A 14292-nucleotide genomic window follows, 5' to 3' on the forward strand; every position below is an offset into this window, starting at 1 on the left:
GCCGCCCGCAGACGCGCGGGCGACCTTACCCGGCGACCGGGCCACCTGCTGGTGCCGTTGGGATGCCGGCCTTGCCGGGCGTCCGGCTCGCCGGTCGCACCCCGGCCAGCTCGAGGAAGCGGCGCAGCGTGGCCGACGGGTTGTCGGGTGACCAGGCGATCGCGAGATCCCAACCAGGCCAGGGATCCCGGAGCGGCCGGTAGGCGACGAGGCCAGGATCCATCGGCGGCGCCGGGCGGAGCAGCAGCGACACCCCGAGGCCGGCGGCGACCATCGCCACGGTGGTCTGGGCGTCAGCGGTCTCCTGGATGATCCGGGGCTCGAAGCCCGCGGCCCGGCAGCCGTCGAGGATCTGATCGTGGCCGGTCGATCCGGCCTCGCTGGCGTACAGCACGAAATCCTCGGTGGCGAGATCGGCGACCCGGACCCGGCGGAGCCGCGCCAGGCGGTGCCCGGCCGGCAGCGCGACGGTCCAGGGGTCGTGTGAGATCACGTGGGTCCGCAGGTCGGGCAGCCCGGCCCGGGGCTGCCGCGGGCGGAGCAGACCGACGTCGAGCCCGCCGCCGAGCAGCGCCGGCAGCTGCCGCAACGTGGTCAGTGGGCTGAGCTTCAACCGGACCTCGGGACAGCTCTGCCGGAACCGGCCGAGCAGCTCGGGCAGCGCTTCGTAGGTGGCCGACTGGACGAAGGCCAGGCGGAGCTCACCGAGCTCACCGGCGGCCGCGCGTTTAGCCGCGACGGCCGCGCCGTCCGCCCGCTGCAGCAGGTCTCTGGCGTGCTCGAGAAACACCTGGCCGGCCGAGGTCAGCCGCAGCCGGCGGCGATCTCGACTGAACAGCAACACCCCGAGATCGCCTTCCAGCGCAGCGATCTGACGGCTCAGGGTCGGCTGGGCCAGCCGCAGCCGGTCGGCTGCCCGGCCGACATGCAGCTCCTCGGCGACCACGACGAAGGAGCGCAACCGATAGAACTCCATCCCATCATTTTATGCGTCGCATGCATGGAATCGTCCCGATGATTGCATTGGACGCATCAATGTCCGAGACCTACCGTGGACGTGATGATCATGAACAAGGGGGGAATCGCCATGGAGCAACGGTTTCTGGGACGGACCGGCCTGCGGGTCTCCGAGCTGGGCCTGGGCACGATGACGTTCGGCGGCGACACCGACGAGGAGACCGCGGGCCGGATGCTGGACCGCTTCGCGGCGTCCGGCGGGACCTTGATCGACACCGCCGACGGATACCAGGACGGCCGGTCCGAGGAGATCCTCGGTCGCTGGCTGGCCGGCCGTTCGCGCGAGGACCTGGTGATCGCGACGAAGGTGTTCCATCGCACCGGGCCCGGCCCCAACGACCGCGGCCTCGGCCGCAAGCACCTGATCGCCGCGGTCGAGGGCAGCCTGCGGCGGCTGCGCACCGACTATCTCGATCTGTACCAGGCGCACGTCTTCGACGAGACGACGCCGCTGGAGGAGACCCTGTCGACGCTGGATGATCTTGTTCGCGCCGGCAAGGTCCGCTACCTCGGCGCCAGCAGCTTCTCCGGCTGGCAGTTGCAGAAGTCGATCGCCCTGGCCCGGCAGGCCGGCCGCGAGGCGTACGTCTGTCTGCAGCCGCTCTACAACCTGCTCGACCGCGACGCCGAGTGGGAGCTGGTGCCGCTCTGCCTGGCCGAGGGGCTCGGCCTGATCGCCTGGAGCCCGTTGCGGATGGGGCTGCTGACCGGCCGCTATCGGCGCGGGATGACCGAACCCTTGTCGGGCAGCCGGATCGAGCGGCTGAACGCCGGCGGCGACCCGGCCTGGAGCAGGTATGCGGGCGAGCCGACCTGGCGGGTGCTGGACGCGCTCGACAAGGTGGCGGCCGAGACCGGACGCAGCGTCGCCCAGGTGGCGTTGCGCTGGTTGCTGCAGCGACCGGGTGTCACCGCCCCGATCATCGGGGCGCGGACCCTCGAGCAGTTCGACGACAATCTCGGTGCCGTCGGCTGGTCCCTGGACCATGATCAACTGGAGACGTTGACGACGGCGAGCGAGCGCGAACTGCCGTATCCGTACGACGTGCTGGCCTGGGCGCGCGGCCTACCCTGACGTCAGGACAGGTGCTCGGCGAGCAGGTGACGATGGGCGACGACGGCCCGGTCGTGCAGCTCGCGCCCCTTCTCGGTCAGGCCGACCAGGAGCGCCCGGCGATCGTCGTCGCAGGTCTTGCGATGCACCAGGTCGGCCTTGTGCAGCCGGTCGACGACCCGGGACAGTGCGCTCTGGGTCATCGAGGTGAGCTGGCTCAGGTCCTTCATCCGGCACGGCTGCTCGGGGTCCTGCACGTCGCAGACCAGGTCCAGCACCTCGAACTCGCTCAGTCCGATGCCGAACTCGTGGGTCAGTTCGCGGTCGATCGCCATGGAGGTCCGCAGGTAGGTGCCCTGCAACTCGCGCCATTGCTCGACCAATTGAGTCTCGACGACTCCGCTCATGACCACAGTCTTATCATGCGGACGTACAAAATGCAAAGGCATAAGTTGCTTGCGCATTCAATGCTTCCGCATATATCTTCCTCAGGTGACTTCACTCAACACCGCCGCGGCGAACGCCGCGGACTCCTCGACCTGGACCCGTCGCCGGTGGATCCTGCTGCTGACGGTCAGCATCGTGCTGGCGCTGGACGGTCTGGACGTCTCGATGGTCGGTGTCGCGCTGCCCTCCATCGGCCGCGAACTGCGGCTCGACACCGCCGCCCTGCAATGGATCGTCTCCGGTTACGTGCTCGGCTACGGCAGCCTGCTGCTGCTCGGCGGCCGACTGGCCGACCTGCTCGGCCGGCGCCGGATCTTCCTGATCGCGCTGACCGTCTTCGCGCTCGCGTCGCTGGTCGGCGGGCTGGTCTCCGATCCGACGCTGGTGATCGCGATGCGCTTCATCAAGGGCGTCGCCGCCGCGTTCACCGCGCCGACCGGCTTCTCGATCATCACCACCAACTTCGCCGAGGGCCCGGCCCGGAACAAGGCGATCTCGATCTTCTCCACCTTCGGCGCCTCGGGCTTCTCGCTCGGCCTGATCGTCGGCGGGCTGATGACCACCCTCAGCTGGCGCTGGACCTTCCTCTTCTCGGTGCCGTTCGCGGTGGCCGCGGTGATCATGGGCCTGCTCTTCGTGCCGAAGGACAAGCCCGAGCCCGGCGGCGGTCATGATCTGGCCGGCGCGATCACGCTGCCGATCGGCATGCTGATCTTGGTCTATACCCTGGTCTCGGCGCCGGACGTCGGCTGGACCGAACCGCGGACGATCGGCGGTTTCGTGCTGGCCGCGCTGATCCTGGGCGCCTTCGGTCTGATCGAGACCAGGGCCAAGCATCCCTTGATCAGATTCGGCATCCTCAAGCAGGGTTGGGTGGCCCGGGCCAACCTGAGCATCGTGGCGCTCTTCGGCTCCTACCTGAGCTTCCAGTTCATCGTCACGCTGTACCTGCAGTCGGTGCTCGGTTGGCAGCCACTGCAGATGGCCCTCGCCCTGTTGCCGGCCGGCCTGCTGGTGGCCTTCACCGCCCCCTTCGCCGACCGTTTCATCGATCGGATCGGCGCCCGGAAGTTGATCATGGTCGGGCTGGGCGCGCTGGCCCTGGGCTACATCCTGTTCCTGCGCGTCGGGACCTCCCCGAACTACCTGCTCGACATCCTGCCCTCGGTGATCCTGCTCGGTGTCGGCTTCGCCCTCGGCTTCCCGTCGATCAACGTCCAGGCCACCTCCGGGATCAAGAACTCCGAGCAGGGCCTGGCCGCCGGACTGCTGCAGACCAGCACCCAGGTCGGCGCCGCGCTGGTGCTGGCCGTGACCACCGCCCTGGTGGTCGGCGGTGGCCACGCCGCCGCCGGGGCGACCGCGACCCCGCAACAGATGCTGGACCAGTTCCGCCCCGGCCTCTTCCTGGCCCTGGCGGTGGCCGCAGCCGGCCTGGTGGTCGCCCTGCTGCCCAAGCGATCGGCCCGCGAGGTCGTACCGGATCCGACCCCCGACCCGGAATCAGAACCCGAACCCGAACGCATCCCCGCCGGCGTCTGACCAACCCGCCGAGACGTCACATCCGCGGCCGTTCTGTCGGCGTGTCGCAGCGGATGTGACGTCTCGGCATCGGTTGGTTCGGGTCAGCCGGCGACGAGGATCGGTTCCGTGGGCGGACCGGTGAGCAGGAGACGGGCCAGGAGGTCAGGCAGGCCGGCGGGGCGGAGGCAGTCGGCGGTGGCGCGCAGCTCCGGGATGGTCCACCAGCGGTGGCCGTCGATCGCGGCCCGTTCCAGCGGCTCGAACCGAGAGGTGTCGATCTCGAAGCCGGGGACGCGGAGGAAGAAGTAGCGCTGCAGGTTGCGGAAGGTGACACCGTCCCGGACAGAGGCCCACGGGGTGCCGTGCCACACTTCCGGGCCGAGCTCGGCCGGCTCGACGGTCAGCCCGGTCTCCTCCCACAGCTCGCGTACCGCGGCCTCCGCGTACGTCTCGCCGTCGGCCAGCCCGCCGCCCGGGGCGAACCACCGGGTCGCGCCGTCATCGGTGACGGAGAAGAGCAGAAACCGATCGGCCGGGTCCGCCAACAGGACCCTTGCGCTGCGCCGCACCCTCTCCTCGATCACCGCCGCAGCCTAACCAACCCCGACTTGTCAGACTCTGGGCACGCTATAGCGTGCCCAGAGTCTGACATGTCGGGGTCTAGAGAGGGTGTCGCTGTGGAACTCTTCCGCGGCGTATCAGGACCCGGCGTTGCTCACGTACCACCTCGACGATGTCGGCGCCGCGGCCGGACGCGCCGCCGAGCTGGCCGACCCTGACCTCCGGGTTCGCACCCAGGACCAGGTGCTCACCGCCGGCGACTATCTCTCCGCGTACGTGCTGGAGTGGACCCTGCACCATCTCGACCTGATCGCGCACCGGCCCGGCGCGACCGCACCGCCGACCGAATCCCTTGGCCCGGTCCCGCAGGATGCTCGAGGAGATCGCCGGCGCCGCGTTCCCGGGGACGTGGTCCGATCCGGACGCGTTGTTGATCGGCACCGGCCGACGCCGCCCGACCGACGCGGAGCGGACCGCCCTGGGCGACCTGGCCCCGAGGCTCCCGCTGATCCTCGGCTGACCGACGGACCTGGAAAAGATATAGGCCCCGGGCGCCTCCCGGACGTGATCGTCGGGGAGGGCCCGAGGCCCGTTGTCTAGCTAGGTCTTGCCGTTGACCGTTGGGTCAGTGGGCGTGACCGGCGGCTGCCGGTGCGTCCTCTTCCTCCGGCTTGTCCACCACGAGGGTCTCGGTGGTGAGCAGCAGCGAGGCGATCGAAGCGGCGTTGGCCAGCGCGGACCGGGTCACCTTGACCGGGTCGATCACGCCGGCGGCCACCAGGTCGCCGTACTCGTCGGTCGCGGCGTTGTAGCCGTGGCCGACCTCGAGCTCCGCCACCTTGTAGGCGATGACGTAGCCCTGCTGGCCACCGTTCTCGGCGATCCAGCGGAGCGGCTCGACCAGCGACTTGCGGACGATGGCGACACCGACCTTCTCGTCGCCGGCCAGGTCCAGCCCGCCGTCGAGCGCCTGGGAGGCGTGCACCAGGGCGGAGCCGCCACCGGCGACGATGCCCTCCTCGATCGCGGCGCGCGTCGCGGAGACGGCGTCCTCGATCCGGTGCTTCTTCTCCTTGAGCTCGACCTCGGTGGCCGCGCCGACCTTGATCACGCAGACGCCGCCGGCCAGCTTGGCCACCCGCTCCTGCAGCTTCTCGCGATCCCAATCGGAATCGGTCCGCTCGATCTCGGCCTGCAACTGCTTCACCCGGGCCTGCACCTCGTCGGAGGAGCCGGCGCCGTCGACCACCGTGGTGTTGTCCTTGGTGATCACCACACGGCGAGCGCGGCCCAGCACCTCGAGCCCGACCTGGTCGAGCTTGAGGCCGACATCCGGAGTCACGACCTGACCACCGGTCAGCGTCGCGATGTCCTCCAGCATGGCCTTGCGCCGGTCACCGAAGGCCGGAGCCTTGACGGCGGCCGAGGTGAAGGTGCCCTTGATCTTGTTCACGACCAGGGTCGACAGGGCTTCGCCCTCGACGTCCTCGGCCACGATGAACAGGGTGCCGGAAGCTCCGATGACCTTCTCCAGCAGCGGCAGCAGCTCGCTCATCGAGCTGATCTTGCCGGAGTGGATCAGGATGTACGGGTCGTCCAGGACCGCTTCCATCCGCTCGGCGTCGGTCACGAAGTACTGCGACAGGTAACCCTTGTCGAACTGCATGCCTTCGGTGAACTCGAGCTCGGTGCCCATGGTCTGCGACTCGTCAACGGTGATCACACCGTCCTTGCCGACCTTGTCGAACGCCTCGGCGATCAACTCGCCGATCTGCGGATCGCGGGCGGAGATGGTCGCGACGGAGGCCATGTCCTGAGTGGTCTGCACCTCGCGGGAGTTCTCCCGGAGACGCGCTTCCACCGCGGCCACGGCGGCGTCGATCCCACGCTTCAGCCCGACCGGGCTGGCGCCGGAGGCGACGGCCTTCAGACCTTCGTGCACCAGAGCCTGCGCCAACACGGTGGCCGTGGTGGTGCCGTCACCGGCGATGTCGTTGGTCTTGGTCGCGACTTCCTTGGCCAGCTGAGCGCCGAGGTTCTCGTACGGATCCTCGAGCTCGACCTCGCGAGCGACGGTGACACCGTCGTTCGTGATCGTCGGCGCGCCCCACTTCTTGTCCAGGACGACGTAGCGTCCCTTGGGGCCGAGGGTGACCTTCACGGTGTTGGCGAGGATGTCGACACCGCGCTCCAGGGAGCGACGGGCCTCCTCGTCAAATTGAAGGATCTTTGGCATAGATGAGTCCCCTTACCGGATCACTTGGTGACGACGGCGAGGATGTCCCGCGCGTTGAGCAGCAGCAGGTCCTTGCCGTCGTACTTGACCTCGGTGCCGCCGTACTTGCTGAAGATGACGACGTCACCCTCGGCGACGTCCAGCGGAACCCGGTTGCCGTTGTCGTCGATCCGGCCCGGTCCGGTGGAGAGGACCTTGCCTTCCTGCGGCTTCTCCTTCGCGGTGTCCGGAATGACCAGTCCGGATGCCGTGGTCTGCTCGGCCTCGAGCGGCTCGATGAGGATGCGGTCCTCGAGCGGCTTGATCGTGACTGCCACGTTCAAACCCCTTTCACAGGTGATGGTGTATGTGCATGGGATGCTCAGCCGAGCCGTCGTCGCGGTGCCGTCCCGGTCGAGTTGGCACACTCGGGTAGAGAGTGCCAACCCGAGATTAGCACTCCCCCTCAGCGAGTGCCAGCGGACCGTACGGTCAGCGCTTCGGTGACCCGCCGACCCGCGACAGCGCCTCCTGAGCGACCCAGTGGCGGGTCCCCTCGGGCGACGTGATCAGGCAGACCAGCTCACCATCGACCTGCTTGATCGCCCGGACCACCGTGACGTGGTTCGGCTTGATCCGGCGCCCGTCCTCCAGCGCGATCGGTGCCGCCGGGCGGACCGTCTGGCCGATCTTCAGCGGCCGGGGCGGCAGGAACAGCATGATCAACAACAGGATCGGGCCGAGCAGCACACCGAGGACGGTGAAGATGAGGTCGTGGTAGCCCTTCCGCCGGGCCTCCCACGCCGCCGCGACGCCGGCCGCCACGTACAGCACGACGAGCAGCACATTGAGCGGCGACACGGCGGTCAGCGTACGCGATGGCCCGCCGGGTCAGAGCCGGCGGCGGCGCTTGAAGACCAGATAGAGACGACTCACACGTCGAGCAGGAAACGCTGGGCCGGTGAGATCCGGTCGTAGACGGCCTTGCGGATGTAGTGGGCCTGATCGAGCTGCTGCGGCTCGTCGCGACGCCGGAAGGACATCGTCATGCCGCGGCGGCGGCGCTGCGTCCGGTTCAGCGTGCCCCCGTGCCAGACGTGGGCGTTGAAGATGATCACCGACCCCGCCGGAGCGGTGGCGTAGATCTGATCGGGATGGTCGTCGGTGGTCTGCTCGAGCTCGTCGGCCGGCCACCGCCCCGACCGGTGACTGCCGGGCACGAGCCGGGTGGCGCCGTTGTCTTCCGTGAAGTCGTCCAGCACCCACATGGAGTTGAGGATGTGGAAATCCCCGTCGGGGACCGCGCCGTCCCAGTCCCCGTGCAGACCCTGGTGCCCCTGGCCGGGCAGCGAGGCACGGTAGTTCAGGGAGTTGACCCGAAACTCCTCCCCGATCACCTGTCTGGCGGCGGCCAGCACCGCGGGATCGGTGTAGCAGCGCTCGAAGATCTCGCCCTTGTTCAGCAGGTCCGCCAGCGCCGCGACGCCGCCGCCCTGCGGCACCTCATGCCCGGCGGCGGCGCCCTCTTGCTCCAGCAACTCGTCGGTGCGGGACCGGAAGGCGGCGAGCAGATCATCGGGGATGTGCCCGACGAGGATCACGAAGCCGTCCTGGTCGAGCTGGGCACGCTGCTCGGGCGACAGGCTGTCGTCGGTGACTCCGAGGTCGGCCAGGGCGGCGCTGGTGCTGGTCACGGGGTGGTCGGTCACGATGCTCTCCTTGGTCGTCGAGATGGACCCAGCCGATCAGTCGGGGCCTCGCCGAGCCAATACACCCAAGCCGGACGAAGATGCATGGATCAACAACCAGTGGCTCAGTCTCTTCAAGACAGCGAGATCATGGGAGGATTGATCATGCACCGAACGCCGAGCCCCGAGATCACGATGCTGACCGTCGGCGCCCACTCCGCCCGTGCCGGCCAGCACGCGGCACCACATCGGCACGCGGGCTGGAAGGTCGCCTATCACCGGTCCGGACGGATCGATTCGATCGTCGATGGGAGGCGGCACGACGTGTCACCGGGGACCGTCCTGGTGCTCCGGCCCGGGGCGGCCCATGCCGAGATCGCCCACACCGCGTACGCGAACTACTACCTGGTGTTGCGGGCTCCGCCCGACCACCCCTGGCCCGAGCGATGCGACGGTCCGGCGGCCCGCGATCTCGGCACCTTCCTGAGCGTCCTGCTCCGCGAGGACGGCCTGGGCGCCCGCCGGGACCCGCGACTGATCTCGGCCATGATCACCGCGATCGACCTCACGCTGCAACGACATCATCCGAGCGAGCGGCCGGACCGGGCGGAGGAGATCGTCCGCGCGGTGGAGCAGTTCTTCGAGGAGCACTTCGCCGGGCCGATCAGCATCGCCGGCAGCGCGGCCGAGGTCGGCGTCTCGACCTCGAGCCTGCGGCAGTTCTTCGGCCTGCACCGTGGAATGACCCCACAGGCGGCGTTGCGGGCCGTCCGGGTCCGCCACGCGCTGGGGCTGTTGCGCCGGTCCGACCTCACCCAGGCTGCCATCGCCGATCGTTGCGGCTTCGCCTCGGCGAGCCATCTGAGCCGGGTGATTGCCGCCGAGACCGGCTCCAGACCCGGCGCCCTGCGCGGCCCGCCGTGACCATGATCGACACCGGGGCGGCCGACGCCGCGCGACTCAGAGCCAGCGGCGGCGTTTGAAGACCAGGTAGAGGATCAGGCCGGTGGTGACGGTGGCGAGGATCGCGACGGGGAAGCCCAGGATCCAGTCCGAGCCCGGCAGGTAGTCGAAGTTCATCCCGTAAATCGTGCCGACCAGGGTTGGGGCGAACAGGATCGCCGCCCAGGCCGAGATCTTCTTGACCTCTTCGTTCTGGGCCAGGCTGGACTCGGTCAGTTGCTGCATCTCGGCGTTCTGCCGCTGGCCGACCATGGTCGCGTGCACGGTGAGCGCGTTCTGCAGCAGGGCGCGGTAGGAGTCGGCGCGCTCCACGATCCGGATCACGTGATCATGGACGTCGCGCAGGTTGCGCTGCAGCTCGACGTCGACCCGGTATTTCTCGAAGCCGCGTTCCAGAGCGGTCAGGATGTCCAGCAGCGGCTTGGTCGTGCGCTGGAACTCCATCACCTCACGGGACAGCTCGTAGATCCGCCGGGACACGGTGTCGTCACCGGTGTTGAAGAGTTGATCTTCGATCTCGTCGATGTCGTTCTCCAGCCCGGCGACCACCGGGCCGTACTCATCGACCACCTGATCCAGGATCGCGTACAAGATCGCCTCGGGGCCGCGACAGAGCAGATCCGGGTTCTCCTCCAGGCGCCGCCGGACGTGGGCCAGGTCGGGCGACTCGGCATGCCGGACGGTGACCACGAACTCGGGCCCGATGAAGACGTGCAGCTCGCCGAACTCGACCCGCTCGACGTCGTCCAGGTAGCGGGCCGGCCGGAGCACCGCGAACAGCGTGTGCCCGTAGCGCTCCAGCTTCGGCCGCTGATGCGCCGAGATGGCGTCCTCGACCGCAAGATCATGCAGCTCGAACTCGTTCGCGACCGAGTTGATCTCGTCCTCGGTCGGCCGATACAGACCGATCCAGGCCAGACCACGCCGCTCGCGGAGCAGTTCGTACGTCTCGTCGAGGCTGGCCGGACTGCTGGTCCGGACGCCGTCGACGTAGATCGCGTTGTCGATGACACCGCCGCGTCGTTCGTCGGTGGTGGGCAGGTCGGGCATCAGTGTGCCGTCATGGTGATTGAGGGTCTTGGAGACCCGGAAGAGCCGAAGGATCGACATGGGGGTTGCTCCCGCTACGTCGGCGAACCCGCGCAATCGTCATCGGGCGACCGCTCAGTCGCCCGGAACGACGTCCGGATTCGAGCTGGATTGAGGACGGAGCTGGGTACTTTGACCAGGACTCATAGTCCTCACCTCCTCGACTCCGGGCGCACGCGGGCGCAGATCGCAACCTCAGCAAGGGTAGCCCCGCAAGGGAAACCGCACCAACCCATGCCACGACCCGGACACCCCGAACCCCGCCGACCCGTCACATCCGCGGCCATTTTTGCGGCGTGTCGGCGCACAAGTGACGGGTCGGCGCGGAGAACTGAGGTGCGACCTGCCGTGCTGCAGGGCAGCTCTAGCCCAATTGGCGGGCCCGGTCGCGGGAGCGCAGAGCCGAAGTGAGCGAAGCGGGATCACCGCCGCGGCGCGACGTCGCCGCCCGGTCGAAGCACTCCGCGGCTTCGCCGTAACGACCGGCCGCGAACAGGGCCTTGCCGAGATGCTGGTGGACGGTCCCCTCGCGCGGAGTGCCGGTCGTCTCCGCGAGGAGCTGACGGTACGTCTCGATCGCCGCATCGACCCGACCAAGATCACGATCACAGTCGGCCCGCAGCGCGCGCAGCCGGACCGAGCCCGGATCGGTGATCAACATCGCGTCGAGGTGAGCGGCGGCCTCGGCCGGACGACCCGACCACAGCGCCTCGATCGCGTCCGCGCACGGGTCGGCGGTGAACTCGGCTCGGAAGTCGTCGATGTCGGTGATCACCGGACGCAGGGTGAGGGCGTTGTGCTGCCAGCCCGGTCCGCCCGGGATCGGGTCCCGGGCCTGCTCCAGCAGCCGCCAGCCCACGCCGTCGAACGCCGACCGGTAGTCCTGATGCAGGGCGGCGGCGAGATTCGCGGCAGTTCGCCGGACCCGGGCCGCGGTCTCCGTCGTGATCAAGCCGCGCCGCTCAACCTCAGCCAGGTCTTCTTGATCAACGATCTCCGCGCCGTCCGCGGCGCACCACAGGTCGAGCTCGAGATCGAGGAACGTGATCCCACCGGACTCATCGTCGAAGCGGGCCGGCTCGTTGATGTCGATGGCCAGCCAGGGCCGGGTCCAGATCGGGTCCGTCGGGGTCATCGCGGGAGCGAAGTGCCAGGCGGCGAACCACTGCCCGTGCGGGAAGAACTGCACCCCGTCGGCCGGCTGCCGGTACGGCTCTGCGTCCGATCTGGTCACGACGGTGCCGGCCGGGCTGAACAGCCAGCGGCCCTCGGCGTTGGATTCGATCAACGTCGCTGTGTGCTCGCTCCGGACACCGTCCAACTTGATCTTGCGGACCGTGATCGCCAGACCCATCGGATTCATCCCCTCAGCCTGCCATGCCCCTCCCTACCGACTTATCAGCTCAGGAGGTGAGGGTGGGCGTCTCGAGGAAGTGCCGGAGGTGCGGGGTCGCGCCGTCGGCACCCCAGTCCAACCGGCCGGCGTAGAGCACCCGGCGCTTGTCGGCGGGCAGCGGGAAGCCGGCGCACGGTGTGCTCGAGGCCGCGGGACAGACCCAACCGTGCAAGATCATCCGCCACTCCCCCGGCTCGGCCGTCGGCGTCGGGTCGGCACCGCCCGGACCACAGATGCCGGTGCGCTCGGTGGTGAGCAGGGTCTTGGGCCGGCTCGGGCCGAAGTCGCCGGTCGGTGAATCGGAGCGCCACCAGACCGTTGCGTAGTCGCAACTCAGGTAGTTGTACTTGGAGGCGAACAGGACGAACTTCGAGCCGCGCTGCACCATCACCGGGTTCTCGATCTGGCCCTCCGACCGGGCCAGTTCGACGCTCGGCGCGATGGCAGTGGTCCAGGTCGGGTCGACCTCGACGATCCGCAGTGTGGTGATCGGATTCGGCCGCTGCGTCTTGTACATCATGAATCGCCGGCCGTCCTCGGTCAGCAACGGCGAGGCGTCGATCAAGCCGTCGCCGGGGTTGGGAGTCGGCGGTTGATCACTGGCGTTGATCAACTCGCCGCTGTCGTGCCGCCGGGCGCCGGCCGGGCAGCTGACCGGCTTGTCGGTGGGCTCGTACGGCCCGGCCGGGCCGGTCTCGGAGATCGCGACGCCGATGCAGCGCTGAAGATCACCGAGCCCGTCGACCCGGGCCGCGTAGTAGAGCGCGTACGTGCTGCCGCCGACGTGCACCGCGTCGGGAGCCCAGATCGGGGCGTCGAGCGCCCAACCCCCGGTGCCGGTCAGCGCCGGCCCTTCGGCCGTCCACGGCCCGGCCGGATCGTCGGCGCTGAGGAACGGTGCGCGGGTGCCGGTGGTGAAGGCGTAGTAGCGGCCCTCGGCGAAGATCACGCCCGGGTCGGCGGCCGCGGTCGCGGCGTACACCGGATCCGGTGGGGTCGGAGTCGCGACCGCCGGCGCGGCCGTCAGGCCGAGCGCGATCACCACCGCCGTCGCCGCTCCGGCCAACCATCCGATTCGGTGGATCTTCCGCTGCATCCGCTCCCCCTCAGGCTTCTCTGCCACGTAGCAGAGAACCTTAGCCCGCGACATCGGCCGGGCGCCACCCCTCGTCCAGGCGAGCCCGACCGAGTGAGCCTCGCCGAAGATCTCCCTCCACCCCGATTCGCCGAGCCGTCACATCCGCTGCGACACGCCGCGAAAACGGCCGCGGATGGACGGGTCGGCGGTCTTAGGGGGTGTCTAGGGCGGACAGGTGGTCGGGTGGGAGGTCGAGGGTGACGGCGCCTACGGCCTCGTCGACCTGGGCGGCCGAGCTGGCGCTGAAGACCGGGATCATCGCGGCCCGCCGTGCCGGCAGGGCGTCGGCCGGGGAGCTGTGGCTGCCGGGGACGTAGTGCAGGGAGCTCCGGACGCCGGCCAGGTGCCAGGCCATCACCACCTGGTTGACCGTCGCTCCCAGCTCGTGCGCGATCTGGTGCGCGCGGCGCAGTCGTTGCTCGCTGCCGGGATGGTTGTAGCAGTCCTGGATGGGCATCCAGGGGCGGGCCAGCTGGCCGCCCTGTTGCGGCGAGTAGGTCATGATCGTCAACTCCGGCTGATCGGCCGCGTAGTCGACCGCCTCGGGCGTGACCCGGGTGCTCTCGTCCACGCCCGGGACCGGCCAGTAGAGGGAGTGGTGCTGCTGCCAGACGCCGAACTCCGGCCGACCATGATCACCGCTGTGCCGGCGGGCCAGGGCCAGCCGCCAGGTCGCCGTGTTGGAGAGGCCGGGCACGGTGATCAGGCCTTCGTCGGCCAGGGCGGAGAAGGTGTCGGCGATCTCGGTGGCGTCGAGATCGCGGTCGTCGACGTGGCCGATGTAGACGCCCACCCGGTCCAGGCCGAGCCGCTCCAGGCTGCCCTTCAGCTCGCTGCGGACCACCTCGGCCGACAACCCCTCGAAGTTGGTCGGCAACTCCATCGACAGGGTGCGCTCCGGATCACGCTTGCCGGCGCCGCACTTGGTCGACACGACGATCTCGCCGGCCACGCCGCGATCGGCGATCCAGCGGCCCAGCAGCCGTTCGCTGTCGCCCGAGGTCGAACCGTGGCTGGCTTCGGTCCAACCGCCGTAGTTGTTGGCGGTGTCGAAGAAACGGCCGCCGTGCTCGTAGAAACGATCAAGGACTTCGTACGACGTGCGTTCGTCCTCGCGAACTCCGAGGTACATCACGCCGAGACAGAGGGCGGTCACCTCCAGGGTGCGGCCCCCGCTGTGCAGGATTCGGGTTTTCACAC

Annotated in this window: 15 protein-coding genes; 4 read left to right on the forward strand and 11 right to left on the reverse strand. The window is 69.0% G+C overall.

Features of this window, described 5'->3' with window-relative positions; all coding sequences use genetic code 11:
• Positions 1 to 25: 25 nt before the first annotated feature.
• Positions 26 to 976, reverse strand: coding sequence for a LysR family transcriptional regulator (locus FNH24_RS14915; RefSeq protein WP_152362990.1), 951 nt, complete (start codon positions 974 to 976; stop codon positions 26 to 28).
• A gap of 84 nt (positions 977 to 1060) precedes the next feature.
• Here FNH24_RS14915 and FNH24_RS14920 point away from each other — a divergent pair, with 84 nt between their 5' ends.
• Positions 1061 to 2092, forward strand: a complete 1032-nt coding sequence (locus tag FNH24_RS14920) for an aldo/keto reductase (RefSeq protein WP_246186907.1) — start codon at positions 1061 to 1063, stop codon at positions 2090 to 2092.
• A gap of 2 nt (positions 2093 to 2094) precedes the next feature.
• Here FNH24_RS14920 and FNH24_RS14925 read toward each other — a convergent pair whose 3' ends face one another.
• Positions 2095 to 2478: a MarR family winged helix-turn-helix transcriptional regulator gene (locus tag FNH24_RS14925; RefSeq protein WP_152362991.1), complete on the reverse strand. Its 384-nt coding sequence runs from the start codon at positions 2476 to 2478 to the stop codon at positions 2095 to 2097.
• A gap of 85 nt (positions 2479 to 2563) precedes the next feature.
• Between FNH24_RS14925 and FNH24_RS14930 the strand changes: the two genes are divergently transcribed.
• Complete coding sequence (locus FNH24_RS14930) at positions 2564 to 4060, forward strand: MFS transporter (RefSeq protein WP_217428236.1); 1497 nt, start codon at positions 2564 to 2566, stop codon at positions 4058 to 4060.
• Positions 4061 to 4143: 83 nt separating this feature from the next.
• Here the strand turns inward: FNH24_RS14930 and FNH24_RS14935 are convergent, their stop codons facing one another.
• The gene (locus FNH24_RS14935) at positions 4144 to 4626 is read right to left on the reverse strand and encodes an NUDIX hydrolase (protein WP_152362993.1); all 483 of its coding nucleotides are present in this window, start codon (positions 4624 to 4626) and stop codon (positions 4144 to 4146) included.
• A 347-nt stretch (positions 4627 to 4973) separates the two neighbouring features.
• On the opposite strand from FNH24_RS14935, the gene FNH24_RS31965 reads away from it, so the two are divergent.
• Complete coding sequence (locus tag FNH24_RS31965) at positions 4974 to 5123, forward strand: alpha-galactosidase (protein WP_217428237.1); 150 nt, start codon at positions 4974 to 4976, stop codon at positions 5121 to 5123.
• A gap of 105 nt (positions 5124 to 5228) precedes the next feature.
• Here FNH24_RS31965 and groL read toward each other — a convergent pair whose 3' ends face one another.
• From groL to FNH24_RS14960, 4 genes are all read right to left on the reverse strand, one after another.
• Positions 5229 to 6839: a chaperonin GroEL gene (gene groL, locus FNH24_RS14945; protein WP_152362994.1), complete on the reverse strand. Its 1611-nt coding sequence runs from the start codon at positions 6837 to 6839 to the stop codon at positions 5229 to 5231.
• 20 nt (positions 6840 to 6859) lie between these two features.
• Complete coding sequence (groES, locus tag FNH24_RS14950; RefSeq protein WP_152362995.1) at positions 6860 to 7156, reverse strand: co-chaperone GroES; 297 nt, start codon at positions 7154 to 7156, stop codon at positions 6860 to 6862.
• 154 nt (positions 7157 to 7310) lie between these two features.
• On the reverse strand, positions 7311 to 7679 hold the full coding sequence (locus FNH24_RS14955) for a hypothetical protein (RefSeq protein WP_152362996.1): 369 nt from the start codon (positions 7677 to 7679) through the stop codon (positions 7311 to 7313).
• Positions 7680 to 7750: 71 nt separating this feature from the next.
• The gene (locus FNH24_RS14960; protein ID WP_246186908.1) at positions 7751 to 8527 is read right to left on the reverse strand and encodes a phytanoyl-CoA dioxygenase family protein; all 777 of its coding nucleotides are present in this window, start codon (positions 8525 to 8527) and stop codon (positions 7751 to 7753) included.
• Positions 8528 to 8671: 144 nt separating this feature from the next.
• On the opposite strand from FNH24_RS14960, the gene FNH24_RS14965 reads away from it, so the two are divergent.
• Entirely contained in the window at positions 8672 to 9430 is a 759-nt protein-coding gene (locus FNH24_RS14965) for an AraC family transcriptional regulator (protein ID WP_161606143.1), read from the forward strand.
• Positions 9431 to 9466: 36 nt separating this feature from the next.
• On the opposite strand, the gene FNH24_RS14970 is transcribed toward FNH24_RS14965, so the two are convergent.
• From FNH24_RS14970 to FNH24_RS14985, 4 genes are all read right to left on the reverse strand, one after another.
• Complete coding sequence (locus tag FNH24_RS14970) at positions 9467 to 10579, reverse strand: magnesium and cobalt transport protein CorA (RefSeq protein ID WP_343031801.1); 1113 nt, start codon at positions 10577 to 10579, stop codon at positions 9467 to 9469.
• A 343-nt stretch (positions 10580 to 10922) separates the two neighbouring features.
• A complete protein-coding gene (locus tag FNH24_RS14975; RefSeq protein WP_152362998.1) occupies positions 10923 to 11921 on the reverse strand; it encodes a DUF402 domain-containing protein in 999 nt (332 codons plus the stop codon).
• A 40-nt stretch (positions 11922 to 11961) separates the two neighbouring features.
• On the reverse strand, positions 11962 to 13077 hold the full coding sequence (locus tag FNH24_RS14980; RefSeq protein ID WP_161606144.1) for a family 43 glycosylhydrolase: 1116 nt from the start codon (positions 13075 to 13077) through the stop codon (positions 11962 to 11964).
• Between the two features lie 166 nt (positions 13078 to 13243).
• Positions 13244 to 14290 (reverse strand): aldo/keto reductase, encoded by a 1047-nt coding sequence (locus FNH24_RS14985; protein ID WP_217428238.1) that lies wholly within the window; start codon positions 14288 to 14290, stop codon positions 13244 to 13246.
• Positions 14291 to 14292 lie beyond the last annotated feature (2 nt).

It is taken from the genome of Microlunatus speluncae, assembly GCF_009299835.1.
GTDB lineage: Bacteria > Actinomycetota > Actinomycetes > Propionibacteriales > Propionibacteriaceae > Microlunatus > Microlunatus speluncae.

Bases quoted from the DNA above. Each gene is read 5' to 3' on its own strand.
- FNH24_RS14915 (WP_152362990.1), bottom strand. From the start codon at position 976: ATGGAGTTCTATCGGTTGCGCTCCTTCGTCGTGGTCGCCGAGGAGCTG.
- FNH24_RS14920 (WP_246186907.1), top strand. From the start codon at position 1,061: ATGATCATGAACAAGGGGGGAATCGCCATGGAGCAACGGTTTCTGGGA.
- FNH24_RS14925 (WP_152362991.1), bottom strand. From the start codon at position 2,478: ATGAGCGGAGTCGTCGAGACTCAATTGGTCGAGCAATGGCGCGAGTTG.
- FNH24_RS31965 (WP_217428237.1), top strand. From the start codon at position 4,974: ATGCTCGAGGAGATCGCCGGCGCCGCGTTCCCGGGGACGTGGTCCGAT.
- groL (WP_152362994.1), bottom strand. From the start codon at position 6,839: ATGCCAAAGATCCTTCAATTTGACGAGGAGGCCCGTCGCTCCCTGGAG.
- FNH24_RS14965 (WP_161606143.1), top strand. From the start codon at position 8,672: ATGCACCGAACGCCGAGCCCCGAGATCACGATGCTGACCGTCGGCGCC.
- FNH24_RS14970 (WP_343031801.1), bottom strand. From the start codon at position 10,579: ATGTCGATCCTTCGGCTCTTCCGGGTCTCCAAGACCCTCAATCACCAT.
- FNH24_RS14975 (WP_152362998.1), bottom strand. From the start codon at position 11,921: ATGAATCCGATGGGTCTGGCGATCACGGTCCGCAAGATCAAGTTGGAC.